At 33.6% G+C, this 19,492-nt stretch carries 17 protein-coding genes; 14 read left to right on the plus strand and 3 right to left on the minus strand.

All coding sequences use genetic code 11. The annotated features are described in order from the left end of the window. Positions 1–45: 45 nt before the first annotated feature. Positions 46–726 (minus strand): HAD family hydrolase, encoded by a 681-nt coding sequence (locus BUA73_RS06385; protein ID WP_072903316.1) that lies wholly within the window; start codon positions 724–726, stop codon positions 46–48. 153 nt (positions 727–879) lie between these two features. On the opposite strand from BUA73_RS06385, the gene tkt reads away from it, so the two are divergent. The 6 genes from tkt (at position 880) to BUA73_RS06415 (ending at position 7,998) form a co-directional block, all read left to right on the plus strand. Beyond that, positions 880–2,847, plus strand: coding sequence for a transketolase (gene tkt / locus BUA73_RS06390; RefSeq protein ID WP_072903317.1), 1,968 nt, complete (start codon positions 880–882; stop codon positions 2,845–2,847). A gap of 161 nt (positions 2,848–3,008) precedes the next feature. After that, positions 3,009–3,734, plus strand: coding sequence for an ABC transporter ATP-binding protein (locus tag BUA73_RS06395; RefSeq protein WP_072903318.1), 726 nt, complete (start codon positions 3,009–3,011; stop codon positions 3,732–3,734). Next, positions 3,734–4,885 (plus strand): ABC transporter permease, encoded by a 1,152-nt coding sequence (locus tag BUA73_RS06400; protein ID WP_072903319.1) that lies wholly within the window; start codon positions 3,734–3,736, stop codon positions 4,883–4,885. Before BUA73_RS06395 ends, BUA73_RS06400 begins: the two co-directional genes overlap by 1 nt. Before the next feature lie 4 nt (positions 4,886–4,889). Further along, positions 4,890–6,077: a hypothetical protein gene (locus BUA73_RS06405; RefSeq protein WP_072903320.1), complete on the plus strand. Its 1,188-nt coding sequence runs from the start codon at positions 4,890–4,892 to the stop codon at positions 6,075–6,077. Between the two features lie 87 nt (positions 6,078–6,164). Then, entirely contained in the window at positions 6,165–7,145 is a 981-nt protein-coding gene (locus BUA73_RS06410) for an ABC transporter permease (protein ID WP_072903321.1), read from the plus strand. 70 nt (positions 7,146–7,215) lie between these two features. After that, positions 7,216–7,998, plus strand: coding sequence for a TraX family protein (locus tag BUA73_RS06415; RefSeq protein ID WP_072903322.1), 783 nt, complete (start codon positions 7,216–7,218; stop codon positions 7,996–7,998). A 49-nt stretch (positions 7,999–8,047) separates the two neighbouring features. Here BUA73_RS06415 and BUA73_RS06420 read toward each other — a convergent pair whose 3' ends face one another. Then, positions 8,048–9,241 (minus strand): coenzyme F420-0:L-glutamate ligase, encoded by a 1,194-nt coding sequence (locus BUA73_RS06420; protein WP_072903323.1) that lies wholly within the window; start codon positions 9,239–9,241, stop codon positions 8,048–8,050. Between the two features lie 131 nt (positions 9,242–9,372). Between BUA73_RS06420 and BUA73_RS06425 the strand changes: the two genes are divergently transcribed. The 8 genes from BUA73_RS06425 (at position 9,373) to BUA73_RS06460 (ending at position 18,564) form a co-directional block, all read left to right on the plus strand. Further along, positions 9,373–10,266, plus strand: a complete 894-nt coding sequence (locus BUA73_RS06425; protein WP_072903324.1) for a LysR family transcriptional regulator — start codon at positions 9,373–9,375, stop codon at positions 10,264–10,266. A gap of 106 nt (positions 10,267–10,372) precedes the next feature. Next, positions 10,373–11,374: a tryptophan--tRNA ligase gene (gene trpS / locus BUA73_RS06430; RefSeq protein WP_072903325.1), complete on the plus strand. Its 1,002-nt coding sequence runs from the start codon at positions 10,373–10,375 to the stop codon at positions 11,372–11,374. Between the two features lie 48 nt (positions 11,375–11,422). Beyond that, positions 11,423–13,015, plus strand: coding sequence for a peptide chain release factor 3 (locus BUA73_RS06435; protein WP_072903326.1), 1,593 nt, complete (start codon positions 11,423–11,425; stop codon positions 13,013–13,015). Between the two features lie 91 nt (positions 13,016–13,106). After that, on the plus strand, positions 13,107–14,261 hold the full coding sequence (locus tag BUA73_RS06440) for an AlbA family DNA-binding domain-containing protein (protein ID WP_072903327.1): 1,155 nt from the start codon (positions 13,107–13,109) through the stop codon (positions 14,259–14,261). 40 nt (positions 14,262–14,301) lie between these two features. Next, a complete protein-coding gene (gene tyrS / locus BUA73_RS06445; protein WP_072903328.1) occupies positions 14,302–15,525 on the plus strand; it encodes a tyrosine--tRNA ligase in 1,224 nt (407 codons plus the stop codon). A 151-nt stretch (positions 15,526–15,676) separates the two neighbouring features. After that, on the plus strand, positions 15,677–17,497 hold the full coding sequence (locus BUA73_RS06450; protein WP_143146981.1) for a ring-infected erythrocyte surface antigen domain-containing protein: 1,821 nt from the start codon (positions 15,677–15,679) through the stop codon (positions 17,495–17,497). Positions 17,498–17,538: 41 nt separating this feature from the next. Continuing rightward, positions 17,539–17,811 (plus strand): EscU/YscU/HrcU family type III secretion system export apparatus switch protein, encoded by a 273-nt coding sequence (locus BUA73_RS06455; RefSeq protein ID WP_072903330.1) that lies wholly within the window; start codon positions 17,539–17,541, stop codon positions 17,809–17,811. 66 nt (positions 17,812–17,877) lie between these two features. Continuing rightward, on the plus strand, positions 17,878–18,564 hold the full coding sequence (locus tag BUA73_RS06460; protein ID WP_072903331.1) for a metallophosphoesterase: 687 nt from the start codon (positions 17,878–17,880) through the stop codon (positions 18,562–18,564). Between the two features lie 44 nt (positions 18,565–18,608). Here BUA73_RS06460 and BUA73_RS06465 read toward each other — a convergent pair whose 3' ends face one another. Further along, positions 18,609–19,397 carry a DUF2225 domain-containing protein gene (locus BUA73_RS06465; protein ID WP_072903332.1) on the minus strand — a complete coding sequence of 263 codons (789 nt, stop codon included), beginning with the start codon at positions 19,395–19,397 and terminating at the stop codon, positions 18,609–18,611. Positions 19,398–19,492 lie beyond the last annotated feature (95 nt).

Here is a 19,492-nt window from a genome sequence, read left to right on the forward strand (position 1 = left end):
GAAGATAAAATACAAATGTTAAAAACAGCTATGGTTAACCAAGGGTTAATAATAGCTGTTTTTTCCTACAAGGTAGCTTAGTAGTTCTGGTATATTAGCAGCGCAGTGAGTTGGGTTGCATGACTTTAATTCTTCTACAGAACCGTATCCATATGAAACACCAATTGAATCTATATTGCACTTTTTAGCACCTTCTATATCAAATTTTCTGTCACCGATCATGATAGCTTCTGCAGGATTGAATATATTGTTCTCTTTTAGAGCATAATTAATTATATCTTCCTTTTCAGATCTAAGTCCGTCAAGAGTACTACCTGAGATGTAGGTGAAGTATTTGTGTATATCAAAGTGTTTTAAAATTTGTTCTGAAAAAATGGTGGGTTTTGAAGTGGCAAGTATGATTGTTTTGTTTAAGCTTTTTAAAATATGTAACATGCTAGTCACACCGTCATATAGCTTGTTTTCATATATGCCCTTTTCTTTAAAGTAAACCCTATAAGCCTCTATTGCTTTATCGGCAACGCTTTCTGACATATGGAAAAACTCCATAAAGGATTGCTTTAGAGGGGGACCTATTACCCGTCGCAATTCACTTTTGTCTTTGATTTGTATATTAAATTGCTCTAGGGCATACTGAAAGGAATTCATTATACCTTCACCGGAATCTGTAAGTGTTCCATCTAAGTCAAAAAGCATGTATTTTTTTTGTAAAGATCCATGTTTCATAAACATTACCTCATAATTATAAAATTTGTTTACATACATATTCTATCACATACACAGAAAAATTAAAATTATTGTAGATATATTTTTGAACCTGCTTTATAATTAAGAAAGTAATAATAATAAGTAGGTTAGATTATTTAGGAGGTTTCTCACATGAAAATTGAGGATAAGATAATAAGTTCCATAAGAATACACGCTGTGGAAGCTATTGAAAAAGCGAATTCAGGTCACCCAGGACTACCGTTGGGTGCAGCTCCTATGGCTTATACATTATGGGATAAGATTATGAACTTCAACCCTGAAAATCCAAAATGGGAAAACAGAGACAGATTTATACTGTCAGCGGGTCACGGTTCAGCATTGCTGTATTCGCTATTAAACACTTTTGGATACGACATAACAAAGGAAGATTTAATGAATTTCAGGCAATGGGGAAGTAAAACTCCAGGACATCCTGAATATGGTCACACTGTTGGAGTAGAAGTTACTACAGGTCCTTTAGGTCAGGGTATCGCAAATGGTGTTGGTATGGCTATGGCTGAGGCACACCTTGCACAGAAGTTCAATAGAGAGCATTTTAATGTTGTGGATCACTATACATATGTTTTAGCTGGTGACGGATGTATGATGGAAGGAATTGCATCAGAGGCAGCATCACTTGCAGGTACCCTAGGATTGGGGAAATTAGTTGTTTTATATGATTCAAATAACATTACTATCGAAGGCAATACCAATATTGCTTTCAGAGAAGATGTTGCAAAGAGATTTGAGGCTTATGGATGGGGAGTATTAAAAGTTGAAGATGGCAATGATATATCAGCCTTGGAAAAAGCTCTTATGGAAGCTAAGGAAGATGGGGAAAGACCAACTCTTGTAGTTGTAAATACCACCATTGGATATGGTGCTCCTAAGCAGGGTACATCTGGAATACACGGGTCGCCACTAGGAGATGGCATGACTTGCACAAAAAAATTCTTCCAGTGGGAGGAAGAGCCTTTTGAAACTTGTGAAGAAGTGAGAGAGTTTACAAAGGAGAAAAAAAACCAGGGAGTAAAAAAAGAATCTTCTTGGAATAGTATGTTTAGTGAATACGCTTCAAAGTATCCTGAACTTGCAGCAGAATGGAAACAGTGGTTTTCAAAGGAGATGCCAAAGTTAGAGGAAATTGAAGAATTGTGGTCTTATGAGAAATCTGTAGCCACTAGAGCAGCTTCTGGAACTATGATAAATAAGCTTACCCAATATATACCAAACTTATTTGGCGGATCAGCAGACTTAGCACCTTCCAATAACACTAATATGAAAGATAAGGGAGACTTCTCCAAAGAAGATAGAAGTGGATGTAATATACATTTTGGTATTAGAGAACACGCTATGGCTGCCATTGCAAATGGTATAGTACTGCACGGTGGTTTGCGCACATTTGTAGCTACATTCTTTGTTTTCTGCGATTACATGAAGCCTTCAATGAGATTATCTGCTTTAATGAAGCTTCCAGTTGTATATATCCTTACACACGATAGTATCGGTGTGGGCGAGGATGGTCCAACTCACGAGCCAATAGAGCACTTAGCATCTCTTAGAAGCATTCCAAATTTTACAGTATTTAGACCAGCAGATGCTAGAGAAACGACTGCTGCATGGATAGCAGCTTTAAATAGAAATGATGGACCAACAGGAATTGTTCTATCAAGACAATCCTTGCCATTGCTTAACGGTACTGGACAAAATGCTTTCAAGGGAGCATATATATTAAATGATAGTGAAAAAGAAACACCAGATATGCTACTTATGGCTTCAGGTTCAGAAGTTCAGCTAATACTTGAAGCGCAAAAGCAACTAAAAGAAAAGGGAATAGATGCAAGAGTAATTAGCATGCCTTCCTTTGAAGTGTTTGAAGAACAAACAGAAGAATACAAGGAAAGCGTGATGCCAAAGTCTGTAAGAAAGAGAATGGCTGTGGAAGCAGCTTCTTCTATGGGATGGCACAAGTACGTCGGAATAGATGGGAAAATATTATCAATAGATACCTTCGGAGCATCAGCCCCAGGAGAGGTTTTATTTGATAAATTCGGATTTAAAACAGAAAATATAGTTGCAATGGCAACGGATGAAATATAGCAAAAAACAACCTCGGATATAATCTGGGGTTGTTTTACTCTTATGCTGTATTATTACTTAAATGTTATAATAGAATTAAGTGGAAAGTGTGTATTAAATTATGTGCAAATTATATTTGAATATGATACAATTAAAATATATGTGTATTTGGGGAGGAGTTTATGATCGAAGTAATTAATGTAGGAAAAAATTATTACAATAGACGTGATAAAAAAAAATATAGTATTATATCAAATATAAACTTTAAAATAGAGCCAGGGGATATTATTGGGCTTGTTGGCAAAAATGGTGTTGGAAAGTCCACATTATTATCTATTATTGCTAGTATAACAGAAAATTACGATGGAGAAGTGTTGTACAACGGGGAAAATATAAAAAAACAACTTGTATCATATAGATCTAAAGTTGGGTATGTACCACAAAACGCAGTTTTGTTTGACGAATTAACAGTAAAAGAGAATTTAGATTTTTTTCAAAACGTGCAGGAATTAGATCAAGAAGTGAAGGATATGATATATGCTCTTGAGTTAGAAATATACATGGACAAAAAAGTGAAGATATTGTCTGGAGGAATAAAAAATAGAGTAAATATTGCTGTAGCAATGATGAATAACCCTAAAATATTAATAATGGACGAGCCTCTTGTAGGCATTTCACTGGGCATAAAACGAAATGTATTTAATATGTTGAAAGAGTTTTCTGAGGAGGGAAAATATATAATTATGTCTACCCATGAACTAGATACTCTTGAAAATATATGCTCCCACCTTATTATTGTAAAAGAGGAGGGTAGCATTCAATTTAAACCCATGAAAGAGATAATGGCTGAAGCATACGCCCAAAAGGTAGATTTGATTGAATATCTTCACATTATAGGGGGTATATAGTGAGTATATGGAGACTCCTTAAACTCGATTTTTGGAGATATGTTAAAAATAAAAAAATGTTTATAGTCATAACAGTAATGCCCCTTATTGCACTACTATGCACTGTTTTATTCATTAATTGTATATCAAATGTGACAAATTCTAAGCTTAACGTGGGAGTGCTGAATGAGGATAATAATGAAGATATGGATTTAATAGTAAATATTGCAAATCAATCACCTTCTGTTAAGGAAAATGTGAACTTAATTCAGTATACAGATTTTCAAACTATGAAAAGACATGTGGGCAACAAAGAATTACATTGTGCTATTAAAATTCCTAGGGGATTTATTCAAAATATATACGATAATAATGAAGGACAAGTTGAATTTTACAATGCTGAAAATCCGGGGATTAAGGTAATTGCTCTTCGGAGTATGGTAAATGATTTTGTAAAATTGGGAAATTACATGAGAGAAAGCCTTGAGAACTTATGGCAGTCCATGGATGACCTGCATATTTCAAATAAAGAAAAGATAAGCGTATATAATAAGACGGCAGAAAAGCTTATTGTCAGCATGTTAGCTAGGGATAATATGTTTCAATATAAAAGCAGCATAACCTTGGTGACATACTACCTTGTGTACTTCGTTGTGATTTTTATGTATATAAATTTTTTTTCTATGTATAGAAACATTACTTGTGAGGATGAACAAGCTATAATTGAGAGGTTAAAACTGTATAATTGCACAGAATCTAAATATATTTTTAGTAAATGCTTTATATGTTTTACTATTCAGATGTTGGTAAATGTCATTATCCTAGGAGTTCCCTTGTATATTTTAAAGGTTAAATTAATATATATACTTATAAATGTACTTTTGATTACTTTATTTAATGGGATAGTGGTTTTTACGGTAATAAAAATGTTCCACAAAGTTAAGTGCTTTTTTCTAATTGCAAATTTCTTTGTGGTTTATATAATTTTATGCAGTGGATATGAAAAAATAAACCCACTGAAGATCAGTACTAATGCAATTTTGAATTTTTTTAAAGGTAAACCAATGCTTCACTATTATCATAATATAATTAATGCAATATTATTTATGGCTATCATAAATGTATTATTTGAAGGAACTAAAAAAATATTAGAAAGTTTAAGGAAGGTGTGATTTAATGAAAAATTATTCTAGTAAAAAGAAACTTATAATTGGGATAAGCACCCTAGCTTTACTATGTATTGTTGCCATAGTTTTGTCGATGAATGTGTTTGGCCTTTTTATGAGCCCTGCTGAAAAGGTGTTGGAAGGTTTTAAAAACGAAATGAGTGATCCAAGCAAGCATGCTAGTATGTCAATATCAGTAAGCGGTATGGAAAAGTTAGAACTGCCTGAGGTTCTAAATAGAGTAAGTTTAAAGGCAGAATCAGCAAGAACAGAGAATAAGTCTTATTCTAAGATGGCTTTGCTTTTAAATAACTCATCTGTTATAGATTTTGATGTTCTTTTAAAGGGAACTGATTTATTTATAGGCATGGGTGACAAGCCATTGTGTATTAATATGAAAGAAATTTTATCATCGAAAGCATCCAAAAATAATTTTTTAGAGGGCATTGATTTTAATGATATTTTCGGAAAAAAATACGATAATGCTATTCTTAAGGAACTAGAAGACAAAGTAAAAAAAGTAGGCGATAAACATGTTATAGAAATAGATGCGAAATCGTTGTTAAAGCTTATAGACCGTGTCTTTGAGGTAGCTCAGAAGGATGAGGAGATTGCCGACAAGTTGTATGATGCGCTTGTGAAAATAAAGGCTAATGCCCTTAAGGAAAAACTTGATTTAGGAGAGGAATTCCATGCTTTTCTAGATGAACCAAAGGATAATGTTATAAATAGCATTAAGGCTGCTATTTCAATGGCAAGGGTATCTTTAGGGCAAGCTCAAAACAATATTCCTGCCGAATTGCAATTTAAAATCAAAATAGAAGTAGGAGCTTTAAATAGAATAAAAAATGCCAATGTAGATATCAGCATTCAAGGGGTAGGTATTAATTTAAAGATAGACAATTCTGCTAAGGTTGAAATTAAGGATTACACTAGAGAAAAGTCTACAGTTATTGAAAATGTGTCTTCTAATAATGAACAGATAAGCTCTGAAGTTGAAAATTATTTTGTTAAGGCAATAGACAAGATAATTACCAATAAACAGGTTATAGAAGAGTTGGATAAGTTGGGGGTATTTAATGAGTATAAAGCTATGACTGGAATTTCCGACACAGCTGAATTGATAAATGCTCTAAAGGAACCTTTTATGGAGCAGATGAAAAACAGTATTAGAGAGGGAATGAAAAATATAAAGTAGTTTTAGTCCATGTATTTTTTCACCCTTATTAAGATAAAGTATAGGAATTTGATACACTGTAAAATAATTAAAAGGGGATAAAATAAGGTGCATAAATCAAATAATTATAAATCTTATGTTGGAATTTTTGTATTGATAATGGCATTTGTAGTTGTATCCAATATTTTGATAAATCTTTATATAATGGTCATAGATAAATCTAATAAAGCTTTAAGTATAAATATACAGGATAATGACAAAACATCTTTATCAAGTGAATTAGCAGATGAGATAAGAGCAAAAAATAAGGGGGCTATAATATACAACGAACAAGATGGCATAGAATCTGTGGCAAAAGGTAATACAGATCTATTTATCATAATAAATAGGGATTTTGAAAGCAAAATTAAATTAGGAAGTTTTAATGATGTTATCACTGTGTACACATCTTTTAATCCTTCTCAAAGCAAAATACTCTTGGAAACTGTGTCAAAAGAAGTCTTGAAATTTTGGACAAATGCAAAGATAAAAAAGGATAATAAGGATTTGCGCATAAAGTGGAATCAAGTGTATGGGGAAACAAAGCAGAATATTTCCCTTAGGAATGTCACTGTAATAACTGATGACGGTGGAAATATAGACCAAATAAAATCTGATAAAGATGACATAACACCAAACAGAAATGATATAAAAATTAAAGTTAATATAATCATATTATTTCTTAGTGCTAACGGATTACTTTATTTCTTCTCTAAACGAATAATGGTTCACAAACTTAAAGGATTAAAAACTAGGGTTGAACTATTTAAAGTTGGTGGAAAAACTCTTTATAGAAATAATTTTTTTACTTTCCTTATAGTTGTTTCCCTTGAAAGCATACTTGTATATTCCGTAGTGCTGAGTATATATGGAGCAAGTTTAGGGTTTATACTAATGTTATTTTTGAAGTTTATAGCTTATCAGCTGGCTGTCTTTATTGTCACTGGCTTTACATTGAAAGTGAGTAAATCCATGGCTGTATATTACGCCCTTAACACGTCCTTTGCATTAATCTGTGGCATGATTATAATCATGTGGGTGTTTATCTGATGGCTAGCAGTTGTAACACACCATACTCTCAGAGGAAGGCGTGTCTATTGTATTCAAAGGGGAGGATTTTATGAGTTTTTTTGCCTTAAAATTATTTGCTGTTGTTACCATGTTTATTGATCATATAGGGGCTTTCCTCTTCCCTAAAATAGGGATTTTGCGAACAATAGGAAGGTTGTCATTTCCCATATTTGCCTTTTGTATTGCAAATGGGTATAAACATACAAAAAATAAGTTTGTTTATATGATGAGGCTAGCTGCTTGCGGTGTTATATCCATAATTCCCTATTCCTATGTTCATTATGGCTATGACAATATAAAATGGCATAATAACATTTTCTTTACTTTGTTTCTCGGTTTGCTCTGTATATTCTTTTTTGAAAATGCAAAGAAGAAGAGAGATGGATTGAATAATTTAATAAACATATGTTCTGCTGTCATGGTTTTTGTATGCCTTTCTCTGGGGAATTATCTCGACGTAGAGTATGGACTTTTAGGGGTAGCACTTGTATTGTTGTATCATTTTGGAATAGAATCTCGTTTAGGCATAGTTTTAGCTTCTATATGGGGAAATCTATTAATGGAAATAGAGTTTTGTATGTCATATGGAAGATTCCCTTTCTCAAACTTAAAAAAACTTAGTGATGTGTTTGATGTATATTTCTATTGGAATAAAATTAGTGGCTTTAAGTATGGAATAGGTCAGTGGTTTGGAATGTTTGCGGCTATACCATTATGCTTTTATAATGGAAAGAAGGGGTACTCGTCTAAGTGGGTACAATACGCGTTTTATCTTTTCTATCCAGTGCACTTACTTCTAATAGGTTTAATATATAGATTAATCTTTATCTAGAGATTTGTATAAAAAAAGTTCAGCTAAAAAACTGAACTTTTTTTTATTATTAGTCGTTGGCTAAGTTGTCAAAATATCCTTGAATGAAAATAACGGGAGTACCCTTGTCTCCGCTGCCAGAGGTTAAATCACATAAAGAACCTATAAGATCTGTAAGGCGTCTTGGTGTTGTACCTTGAGTAACCATGGATCCCTTCAAATCTGAGTCTTTATTTGATATGTATTCTTTTATTGCACAATTAAGCTCTTCACCTTTTAGATTAGCAAAATCATTGTCTGCTAAATATTTTAATTTAACTTCATTAGGCTGTCCTTCAAGACCACTTGTGTATCCAGGAGAAACTACAGGGTCAGCTAGTTCCCAAATCTTGCCTGCAGGATCTTTGAAAGCTCCATCCCCATATACAAGGACTTCAACTTTCTTTCCTGTCTTTTCTAGCATAATTTTTTGAACATCCTCTGCAAAAACTTTTGAATCTCTTGGGAAAAGTTTTACGGTGGATTCAGTAGCTTTGTTTGAACCTAATAATCCATAGTGCTCATTGTAGCCGCTGCTTTCTATGGAAGAGGTCATTATATCGTCAAGGCCAAGGACTTTTTCTGCACCTGCTGCCTTTAAAATTCTTTTGCTTCTAGCTCTAGTATGAATATCACAAGTAAGAACGTTTTTAGTGTAATTTAGTATGGTTCTTGCATCATTGGCAAATATAACTTCTACATCTGCTCCTTCTTCCTTTATAATAGAAGAATAGTATTCCACATAATCTACACCTGTGAACTCATGTTTTTTGTATCCAAAGAATTCTCTGTATTGTTTTTCAGTAAGTACATCTGTCCATGGGTTTATGTTTTTTTCATCAAGTTCGTCTAAAGTTACAAGATGATTTCCAACTTCATCAGAAGGGTAGCTAAGCATAAGGTAAATTTTCTTTACTCCTCTGGCGATTCCCCTAAGGCAAATGGCAAATCTGTTCCTGCTTAAAATAGGGAATATAACACCTAATTCTTCTCCACCAAATTTGTTTTTAATATCACACGCAATATGATCTATGCTGGCATAATTACCTTGGGCTCTTGCAACTACTGATTCTGTTACGCCAATGATATCTCTGTCATTAATATGAAAGTTTTCACATTGTGCAGCTTTTAAAACGGAGTCTGCTACCATATTAGCTAAATTATCACCCTGTTTTATGATTTCAGTTCTTATACCTCTTGAAATAGTACCAACAGTTCTTGACATTTTTCATACCACCTTTATTTATTTTAAATTAAGCCTGCATTTATATTGTACAATGTTATATAATATAAGTAAAATCATTAATAGTTATTTTAGATATAAGATGTACTTATATCTATTTAAGGATGGATAAAATGAAATTTGATGTAAATTTAGAGCTTTATAAAATATTTAAAACTGTGGCAGAGCAAGGTTCATTTTCTTTGGCTGCAAAAAAAATGTACATATCGCAGCCGGCTGTAAGTCAAGCCATTAATCAGCTGGAGAGCCAGCTTTCTGTTACCTTGTTTAAAAGAACCTCTAGAGGGGTTTCGCTAACTTCAGAGGGCAATATGCTATTTCAATATGTAGAATCAGGGCTTAATACCATTGAGGCTGGAGAGGAAAAGCTATTCAATATGACAAAGTTATATTGTGGTGAGATTAAGATAAGTGCCGGAGATACCCTTGTGAAGCATTATTTAATGCCCTATTTGGGCAGATTTAATCAGCTATATCCAGATATAAAAGTTAAGGTTATAAATAGAACCTCCATTGAATCGATTGAACTAGTAAAAGCTGGTACAGTAGATATGGCTTTTGTAAACTTGCCTGTGGAAGACTTAGATTTAAATATAGAATCTTGTTTAAAGGTGCACGATATTTTCGTGGCAGGAAAAAAGTTCAAAGAAGCTGGGGAAAAAGTCATAAGCTATGAAGACTTGTCTAGATACCCACTGGTTATGTTAGAACAGGAATCTAGTTCTAGAAGGTATGTAAGCAATTGTTTTCTAAAGGAAGGAATAATCCTTGAACCGGAGATCCAATTAGGGTCCTATGATTTGCTAACGGAATTCGCACAAATTGGATTTGGCATATCATGTGTGGTGGAGGAATTCTCCCGAAAAGATATAGAAAATATGAATCTTACAAAGGTAAATCTTGCAAAGCCAATTAAAGCAAGAGAAATTGGTATGTGCTACTTGAAGAATTCGCCATTGTCTTTGGCCTCAAAGGCTTTTGCCCACATTATTAGCGGTAAAATATAAGTATTTCATTGACAAATTTTTATACATAGACTAGAATTGTAGTGTCTAACGTGTCCGTTAGAAGTATAATGTAGATTTAAATTACAGGAAAAGGGGAGCATTTATTATGGAAGAAAATAAAAAAGTTATATTTAGCGGAATTCAGCCTTCTGGTGATCTTACACTAGGAAATTATCTTGGAGCCCTTAAGAACTGGGTTAAATTCCAAGATGAATACGAGTGCTATTTCTGCGTTGTGGATTTGCATGCTATAACAGTAAATCAGGAGCCAGCAAAGCTTAGGAAGAAAACACTTGAGCTTTTATCTATATACATTGCAGCTGGAATAGATCCATACAAAAACACATTATTTATTCAGTCACATGTTCCGGCACACTCAGAAGCTTCATGGCTTTTAACCTGTAATTCATATATGGGAGAACTGGGTAGAATGACTCAGTACAAGGATAAATCTAAAAAAGCAGGAGAAAATGTAGGTGCTGGTTTATTTGTTTACCCTGTACTTATGGCCGCAGATATCCTTTTATACCAGACAGATCTTGTACCAGTTGGCAAAGACCAAGTTCAGCATTTGGAATTGGCAAGGGATTTAGGCGAAAGATTTAATCGACTTTACAGTCCTACCTTTAAGATACCAGAAGGTTACATCCCAAAAGAAGGGGCAAAGATAATGAGCCTTCAAGATCCAACAAAGAAGATGTCAAAATCAGACGACAACCCAAACGGTGCAATTTTAATCATGGATCCTCCAGAAGTAATTAGAAGAAAAATAGGAAGAGCTGTTACAGATAGTTTAGGTGTGGTTAAATTCTGCGAGGAACAAGCAGGAGTATCTAATCTTATGAATATTTTAAGTTGCATCACTGGAATGGATATGGAGCAAATTGAAAGCAAATATGAAGGTCAGGGATATGCACAATTTAAAATTGATGTGGCAGAAGCAATAATTGGAGAACTTGAACCTATACAGAATAGAGTAAAGGAATTAATTGAAAATAAATCTGAATTAGAGGAAATATATAAAAAAGGCGCTGAAAAGGCAAATTACATTGCAAAGAAAACTCTTCGAAAGATGCAAAAAAAGGTAGGCTTTATACCAAATATTTAAAAATTCTATTCAAACTAATATTAGTTTATTATCTGAAAGGAAAAAATGATGCAAGATTTGATTGAAAAAATTAACAAAAGAAGAACTTTTGCAATTATATCCCATCCTGATGCGGGTAAAACAACTCTTACAGAGAAGCTTTTATTATTTGGTGGTGCAATAAGAGAAGCTGGGTCTGTAAAAGCCAGAAGATCAGCTAAGCATGCTGTGTCAGATTGGATGGAGATAGAAAAGCAAAGGGGTATTTCTGTAACATCCTCAGTATTACAATTTCGATACGATGACTTTTATATAAACATACTGGATACGCCTGGACATCAGGATTTCAGTGAGGATACTTACAGAACTTTAATGGCAGCAGATAGTGCTGTAATGGTGGTAGATGGAGCAAAGGGTGTTGAGGCTCAAACGCGAAAGCTTTTCCAGGTTTGTAGTATGAGAGAGATACCTATATTTACATTTGTAAACAAATTAGATAGAGAAATAAGAGATCCTTTTGAGCTCTTAGAGGATATTGAAAATGAACTTGGAATTAAATCCTACCCATTAAATTGGCCTATTGGATGTGGCAGAGAGTTTAAAGGTGTATACAACAGAGAGACAGAAACAATTCAGCTTTTTGATGGTGGTAACCATGGACACTCATTGACTAACTCCACCTTTGTGGACTTTCACGATGAAAATATTGAGGAAATACTAGGTACATCTTTCTACAATAAACTCCTTGAGGATGTTGAACTTCTTGACATCGCTGGAAATGAGTTCGATTATGATAAAGTGAAGGATGGAAGGTTGACACCGGTTTTATTTGGTAGCGCCCTTACTAATTTTGGCGTAGAACCTTTCTTGAAGGAATTTTTAAGATACAGCGTTCCACCTCTTTCACGTGAAAGCGATAAGGGGGAGATTGAGGCTACAAAACCAGAGTTCTCAGCGTTTGTTTTCAAAATACAGGCCAATATGAACAAGGCCCACAGGGATAGGATTGCTTTTATGAGGATATGCTCAGGAAAGTTTGAAAAGGGTATGGAAGTTTTTCACGTTCAGGGCAATGAAAAAGTTAGGTTATCTCAGCCACAGCAATTTCTAGCACAAGATAGAGAAATTGTTGAAGAGGCATATGCAGGTGATATAATTGGAGTGTTTGATCCGGGGATTTTTAGCATAGGAGACACCTTGTGCAAGGCTTCCGATAAATTCAAATTTCATGGAATACCAACATTCGCACCAGAGAATTTTGCTAGGGTTAAGCCCATAGACACTATGAAAAGGAAGCAGTTTGATAAGGGTATAACCCAAATTGCCCAAGAAGGTGCTATACAGGTCTTTAAAGATCCTTTTATAGGTATAGAAGAACTTATAATTGGCGTAGTAGGTGTACTACAATTTGAAGTTCTAGAGTATAGGCTTAAAAATGAATACAATGTGGATATCAAGCTAGAGATGTTACCATATAGAAATATAAGATGGATAGAGAAAACACCAGTTAAAGCAAATAAGCTTAGCATTACATCTGATACAAAATATGTTAAAGATTTAAAGGACAGAGACATACTTATATTCCAAAGTGATTGGGGAATAGGGTGGGCGTTAGAACATAATGAAGGATTAGTGTTATCCAATGTGGGTAAAGCCGAATAGTATATTGCATAGTCAATCCGTATATAGGAATCCTGTATATACGGATTTTTGGCTATAAATATAATTCTAAGAAATAATTTGAGGGGATAATATGAATGAAAAAAAATTAAAAGGGTTATTGAAACGAGAAGAGAATCCAAAATTAGACTTCAAATTAAAACTAGATTTAAGCACTGAAAGCGGTAAAAAGGAATTGGCAAAGGATATCTGTGCTATGGCAAACACAAGAGGTGGCAGGGGCTATATTGTTGTGGGTGTAGAGGACAAAACAAAGCGCATCGTGGGAATACAGTATGGTGACCTTAAAGAGGAGTCAATTCAACAAATTGTAAGTTCAAGGTGTGAACCACCTATTCCTGTTATTTTAGATTTTGTTCCCTATGGAGGTAAAATTCTAGGGGTTATAACAATTCTCAATGGTGATCAGGAACCCTATCAGGTAAGGGACAATGGAGCTTTTTATATAAGAAGGGGTTCTACCAGTGATGTTATGCGAAAGGAAGAAATAGTAACTGCACTTGCTTACTCCCTGACCTTAAACCCTGAACTTTGTCCTGTACCAAGGGCGGATATAAAACACCTTGACATGGATTTAATTAAGAAGTATTTTAAACTACAGGGTTTTTATGAAATAAGTGATGCTGCCATGGAATCGCTGATGATTAACTCAGGTATAGCGGTGCTTGATAAGGACAGTTTGCAGATGATACCCACCATGGGCGCTTTATTGGTTTTTTCATCCTATAATAATATTTATTTGCCTCAAAATCAGATAAAGATTGTGTTAAAAGATGAAGAAGAGGACAAAATAATAATAATTAAAGGTAAATTATTGGATATGGTAGAGGAAACCGATGCGTATCTTAGAACTGTAATGCCATCTGATTATCCCATAAGGGCTATTACTGAAGGTTTAAAGAATGCGGTAATGTACAGGGATTACACCTTGTATGATAAGGTGATTTGTATAAATATTAGCAAAAAATTTGTTGAAGTTATAAGTCCTGGATGTTTAAATAAAAAGAAAGGGTGGCAGAGGGATAGTTACATTAAAAGAAATATGTGGATGTATGAAAAACTTATTGTATTGGATGAGGAGAAAAAATTCCTGGATGCTGGAAGAGGATTTGATATCATGAAAAAATCTTTTGAAGGAAAGCATAATAAGGTCATGTTTTTTAACTCTAAAAAATACAATTATTTCAGAATCCTTTACCCTGGAATTGAAAGCTATAGAGAATTGTAATATAATGCTTTTATAGATAAGGAAAATGAGGAGGATAAACATGGAAGATAAAAATGTATTTGATGTGCTTCAAGAAAGAGGTTATATCAAACAAGTGACTCATGATGAAGTGAGAGATATTCTTGGAAAGGAAAAAATAACATTTTATATAGGGTTTGACCCAACGGCTGATAGCTTACACGTTGGTCACTTTATTGCCATGATGTTCATGGCCCATATGCAAAGGGCAGGACATAGACCTATTGCTCTTGTAGGAGGCGGAACGGCTGTAATCGGGGATCCATCTGGAAGAACTGATATGAGAAAAATGCTGACTAGAGAACAAATAGATCACAACGTGGAGTGCATAAAAAAACAGCTTTCAAGATTAATCGACTTCTCAGATGATAAGGCTATTATGGTGAATAATGCAGATTGGCTGCTAGATCTAAATTATGTTGAGTTTATAAGAGACATAGGAATGCATTTTTCAGTTAATAAAATGCTGACAGCTGAGTGCTTTAAACAGAGATTGGAAAAAGGTCTTTCTTTTTTAGAATTCAATTACATGCTTATGCAAGCCTATGATTTTCTTGAACTAAATAAGAGATATGGCTGTACAATGGAATTGGGAGGAGATGATCAGTGGTCCAATATGCTTGCTGGTGCTGATCTTATAAGAAGAAAAGAATCTAAACTTGCTTTTGCAATGACCTGCACTCTTTTAACTAACAGTGAGGGAAAGAAAATGGGTAAGACTGCCAATGGTGCACTTTGGCTAGATGCAGAAAAAACTTCTCCATATGAATTTTATCAATACTGGAGAAATGTGGACGATAAAGATGTTGAGAAATGTCTTTCTCTTCTTACATTTGTCCCAATGGACGAGGTAAAGAAACTCGCTTCTCTTGAAGGTTCTCAGATAAATGAGGCTAAGAAAGTGCTTGCTTTTGAAGTAACTAAATTAATACACGGGGAAGAGGAGGCAAAAAAGGCTCAAGATGCTGCAGAAGCACTTTTTGGTGCAGGTGGGGATATGAGCAATGCTCCAACCATTGAGGTTACTTCAGAAGAGTTAGAAGGAACACTTTTAGACATATTGTTAAAGGGTGAGGCTATTCCATCGAAAAAAGAGGGAAGAAGGCTAATTGAACAGGGTGGCTTATTTGTAAACGATGAAAAGGTTACAGATCCAAACTTTAAGTTTATTACAGAGTCCTTTAATAATGGCGAGGCCCTTGTAAAAAAAGGTAAGAAAAAGTATTATAGGATTATTTTAAAATAATTATTTTCATAAGGAAAGGGCGCGTAGCAATAACTACACGTTCTTTTTTTCGGTATTTTTTCAATTGTCCCCCTAATCCCTTAATGTGTGTATGTAAATATACGATAATTAAAAAGAGAGTATAATGAAAAATATTATGGAGGAAATTTCTATGGCGAAAATAGTTGGAATTAATTCTGTCAATTATATAGATAAAAGGAAGTTGGAGAGTAAATTGTCCTTCAAAGAGGGAGAAAAATTTTTTGCCAAAGTATGTTCCTCCAATAAAAATACTGGTGAAGTGATTTTAAAACTCCCCAATGGGTGGGAGTTTAAAGCGGAACTTTCCGATGCGGCTTTAAAAGATAATATGGAGTTTATGGAGGGGAAGGTTCTAAAATTCAAAGTAGAGGATTTTTCCAATGGCAAAATACAGTTAAGCCTTCCAGAGGAAATATCCAATGAAGAGTTAAATAGTTCCTTGAAAAATATATTGGGAAGGCTTAATTTGCCAGGAACTCAGGAAAATGTAGAACTCTTAGAAAAAATGATAAAACACGATATAACTCTAGATAAGGATAATATATTTTTATTTAAAAATCTTATGTTTATTAAACAAAGAATAAATCAAGGAACAGAAGAAATAGACAATCTCACAAATTTATTTCTTATGAAGTGCAATATAAATGAAGGCACGGAAGAATCAGAGTTTATAAAGAGCAATCTTCGAGAATTCTTTACAGCTTTAAATGAGATAGACAACGATGTTTTACTTAGTTTAAAGGAAAATAATTTGGATGTTCTATCAAAAGATAATATTAAGAGTATGGTGGATTTGAATGAGGGAACTCACATTATTGAGAAAAGCATAGAAGAAATACTTCAGGGTCTTAGGGATTGTGATGAAAATAATAAAATTTATAAAAGTAATGAAGATTTACAGTTTAATACTTCACAAAAAGTTAGCAGTGAGGTAAAACAGAATTTAAATATAAAAGATGTGAATATGGAGGTTTATAAAGAAGTAAATGACTTAATAGAAAGTGATGAAGCAAATGATATCAAAAAGGAAATGGAAAAGTTTCTTTTAGAACTTAACTCTGGGGTTGAAGACATTGGAGATACAAAAGAGAAGAAAAGCCTCCCAATTGTGCCAGATAACTTAAAAGATAAAATCAGCCATGGGGATTCTCTAAACACAAAAGAAAATCCAGAAGTTAAGGAGAATTTAAAAGTATCTAAGGAAGCTATTAATCAGCTATCAAGTATAATAAAAGATAATAGTGATATAAGAGAAAACATCGTAAAAAAGCTAGATTTTCAAAAGGAATTTAATTTAAATGGCAAGGGCACAAGCAATAATTTAGTTGAATCTCCTGTGCTAAATCTTGCGGATATTGAAGCTATGGACATTAGTCAGTCTGTAAAGAAGATATTGATTAACAGTCTTGCTGTAAAAGAGACTATAGGCGGCAATATAAATGAAATAAAAAAGTTAATAATTGAGCTAATGAATATAAAAGAAAATGTAGATGAAACTTCACAAAAAAGTGTTATGCACTCTATAAAAGAGTCAATAAACAACTTGAAAGTCATTAATTCTATTACGGATCAGTATTATTATCTTGATACTCCTTTAAATATTAACAATAAAAAACACGATTTTAAACTCATTATAAAAAACAATAATAAAAAGGGTCATGAATTTGATACAAAATGCATAAAAATATTTGCCAGTATTAAGGGTCCTAAAATAGGATGCGTGGATAATTTTATAACTATAAACAATACAAACATGCAAATAAGAATATGCTGTAATAAAAAATATATGAAGTCAATAAGTAATAGGAAATCTGAATTAATTGAATCTATAAGTCTTATTGGGTATACTCCTACCGTCATAGTAGAGGAGAGAAAGGAATCAACCAATCTATCAAACTCTGCAGAGTTTTTCCAAGAACAGACTTTTACTATGATAAATCAACTTGTTTAGGGTACCATAGCTTATTGTCTTTGAAGGGAGAGACGTTGTCTATGAAGACCAACAAAAATCAAAAAAATCAAAAGGCGGCAGCTTTAAAGTACAATACAGGATATGAAGCGCCTGTGGTTACTGCTGCAGGTGCGGGATTTATTGCGGAAAAAATCATAGAAAAAGCCAGTGAGAACAATGTTCCCATAGTAGAAAATAAAGAATTAGCAGAGCTCCTTACAAAGACTGAGATAGGGGATAGCATACCAGCAGAATTGTATGATGCAGTGGCTAGAATCCTCGCCTATGTGCTAGATATAGATAATTCATTATAGTTAGGATTTATAATGAAATCTGTGGTATAATAAGGTGTATTTATTTGTTAAAGTAAGGAGATAACTATGGCATTGTGGGCAATTTCTGATTTGCATTTATCATTGACGTCGGATAAGCCAATGGATGTTTTCGGCGAAAATTGGATAGATCATGAGGAAAAGATTAAGAAAAATTGGATTGAAAATATAAAAAAAGAAGACACTGTAATAATAGCAGGTGATATATCTTGGTCGATGTATATGGAGGATGGGTTATCTGATTTAAATTGGATACATGAACTACCGGGTCGAAAAATACTTGTAAGAGGAAATCATGATTATTGGTGGCAGAGCATCACCAAGTTGAACTCACTATACGATGATATGTACTTTATACAGAATAACTTTTATACATATGGAGAATACGCAATATGTGGAACTAGGTTGTGGAACTTACCAGGCACTTCTGGTTTTACGGAACACGACATGAAAATATTTAATAGGGAATGCATCCGATTAAGATTGTCTTTAGATGCTGCAAAAAAGAAGGGATTCTCAAAAATAATCGCAGTGGTACATTTTCCACCAGTGTATATGGAGTACAATGAAAATGACGTAATTCGCATTTTTAAAGAATATGGTGTAGAAAAAGTAATATATGGACATTTGCATGGATACGCTTTAAAACACTCCTTTGAGCAGGAAGTTGATAACATTGAATACATAAATACATCTTGCGATCATCTGGATTTTAATCCAAAATATATATTATAAGCCTTGAATGTAAAACATTCAAGGCTTTTTCAAAAGGGGGAGAATTATATCGATGTTTGTTTGCATAAGTCTTTTTGGGTCCTAGCCATATTTTTTAAGGATTGTTTTATTCCCGGTGCTACAATGACCTTTCCAAACCAGGAGATTGCTTTTTCGTTGTTGCCTAATCTTCGATTTAGTTCACCAATTAAGTATCTCAGGGTATGAATGTCCATGCCGTATACTGGCAAGGCCTCGTTGGTGTAGCATAGTTCAAAACCTTTAAGAGCTTGTTCTAAAAAGAATTTTTCGTGATTTTCAAAGTCCTCGTCACAACTTATTCTGTACATCCAAGCTATTTTTAAACATATCATTGCCTTTTTGCTAGAGCGAGATTTAGATTCTACTGCGCTAATAAGACAAAGTTTATACTTTTCCAGTGCCACTGCAGTGGTATATGCAATGGAATAGTTCTTCTTTTTCCATTTGGAACATATGTTTTCCTTTATTAAGTCAATTTCATAATCTTTTAAGTTGAAAAAATCTGATTTCATTGCAGCATAACCGCAATTTTCGCAAACCCAAGGATCGTATAGATAAGGATTAATTTTATCGTAATGTATATATAAATCGCTATCTCTAGATTTGATTTTATAGTAAGAGGCTTTTACAGCTAACACTTTAAAAGTTGTATTACATACCGGGCAAGTGACTGTCTTAAAATAAAGCATATCTTCTAAAGGAGTTGTGTGTTTTTTTTCTGTGGTTTCTATTTTCTTCTCCTCGCTTTCATAAATATTAATGTTCGTATATTCAAATCCAAGGGGACATAAGTCGTCAAAAACATTTTTCATAGCATCACCTTATAGTAATTAGTTATAGAATAAATTCCAATTTTGTAGTACAATATATATGGTTTTGTTTAGAGGTGAGTATATTAATAAAAAAA

It is taken from the genome of Hathewaya proteolytica DSM 3090 (assembly GCF_900142225.1).
GTDB lineage: Bacteria > Bacillota > Clostridia > Clostridiales > Clostridiaceae > Hathewaya > Hathewaya proteolytica.

Excerpts from the sequence above, each read along its gene's own strand:
- BUA73_RS06385 (WP_072903316.1), bottom strand. The coding sequence starts at position 726 with ATGAAACATGGATCTTTACAAAAAAAATACATGCTTTTTGACTTAGAT.
- tkt (WP_072903317.1), top strand. The coding sequence starts at position 880 with ATGAAAATTGAGGATAAGATAATAAGTTCCATAAGAATACACGCTGTG.
- BUA73_RS06395 (WP_072903318.1), top strand. The coding sequence starts at position 3,009 with ATGATCGAAGTAATTAATGTAGGAAAAAATTATTACAATAGACGTGAT.
- BUA73_RS06405 (WP_072903320.1), top strand. The coding sequence starts at position 4,890 with ATGAAAAATTATTCTAGTAAAAAGAAACTTATAATTGGGATAAGCACC.
- BUA73_RS06415 (WP_072903322.1), top strand. The coding sequence starts at position 7,216 with ATGAGTTTTTTTGCCTTAAAATTATTTGCTGTTGTTACCATGTTTATT.
- BUA73_RS06420 (WP_072903323.1), bottom strand. The coding sequence starts at position 9,241 with ATGTCAAGAACTGTTGGTACTATTTCAAGAGGTATAAGAACTGAAATC.
- BUA73_RS06425 (WP_072903324.1), top strand. The coding sequence starts at position 9,373 with ATGAAATTTGATGTAAATTTAGAGCTTTATAAAATATTTAAAACTGTG.
- trpS (WP_072903325.1), top strand. The coding sequence starts at position 10,373 with ATGGAAGAAAATAAAAAAGTTATATTTAGCGGAATTCAGCCTTCTGGT.
- BUA73_RS06435 (WP_072903326.1), top strand. The coding sequence starts at position 11,423 with ATGCAAGATTTGATTGAAAAAATTAACAAAAGAAGAACTTTTGCAATT.
- BUA73_RS06440 (WP_072903327.1), top strand. The coding sequence starts at position 13,107 with ATGAATGAAAAAAAATTAAAAGGGTTATTGAAACGAGAAGAGAATCCA.
- tyrS (WP_072903328.1), top strand. The coding sequence starts at position 14,302 with ATGGAAGATAAAAATGTATTTGATGTGCTTCAAGAAAGAGGTTATATC.
- BUA73_RS06450 (WP_143146981.1), top strand. The coding sequence starts at position 15,677 with ATGGCGAAAATAGTTGGAATTAATTCTGTCAATTATATAGATAAAAGG.
- BUA73_RS06455 (WP_072903330.1), top strand. The coding sequence starts at position 17,539 with ATGAAGACCAACAAAAATCAAAAAAATCAAAAGGCGGCAGCTTTAAAG.
- BUA73_RS06460 (WP_072903331.1), top strand. The coding sequence starts at position 17,878 with ATGGCATTGTGGGCAATTTCTGATTTGCATTTATCATTGACGTCGGAT.
- BUA73_RS06465 (WP_072903332.1), bottom strand. The coding sequence starts at position 19,397 with ATGAAAAATGTTTTTGACGACTTATGTCCCCTTGGATTTGAATATACG.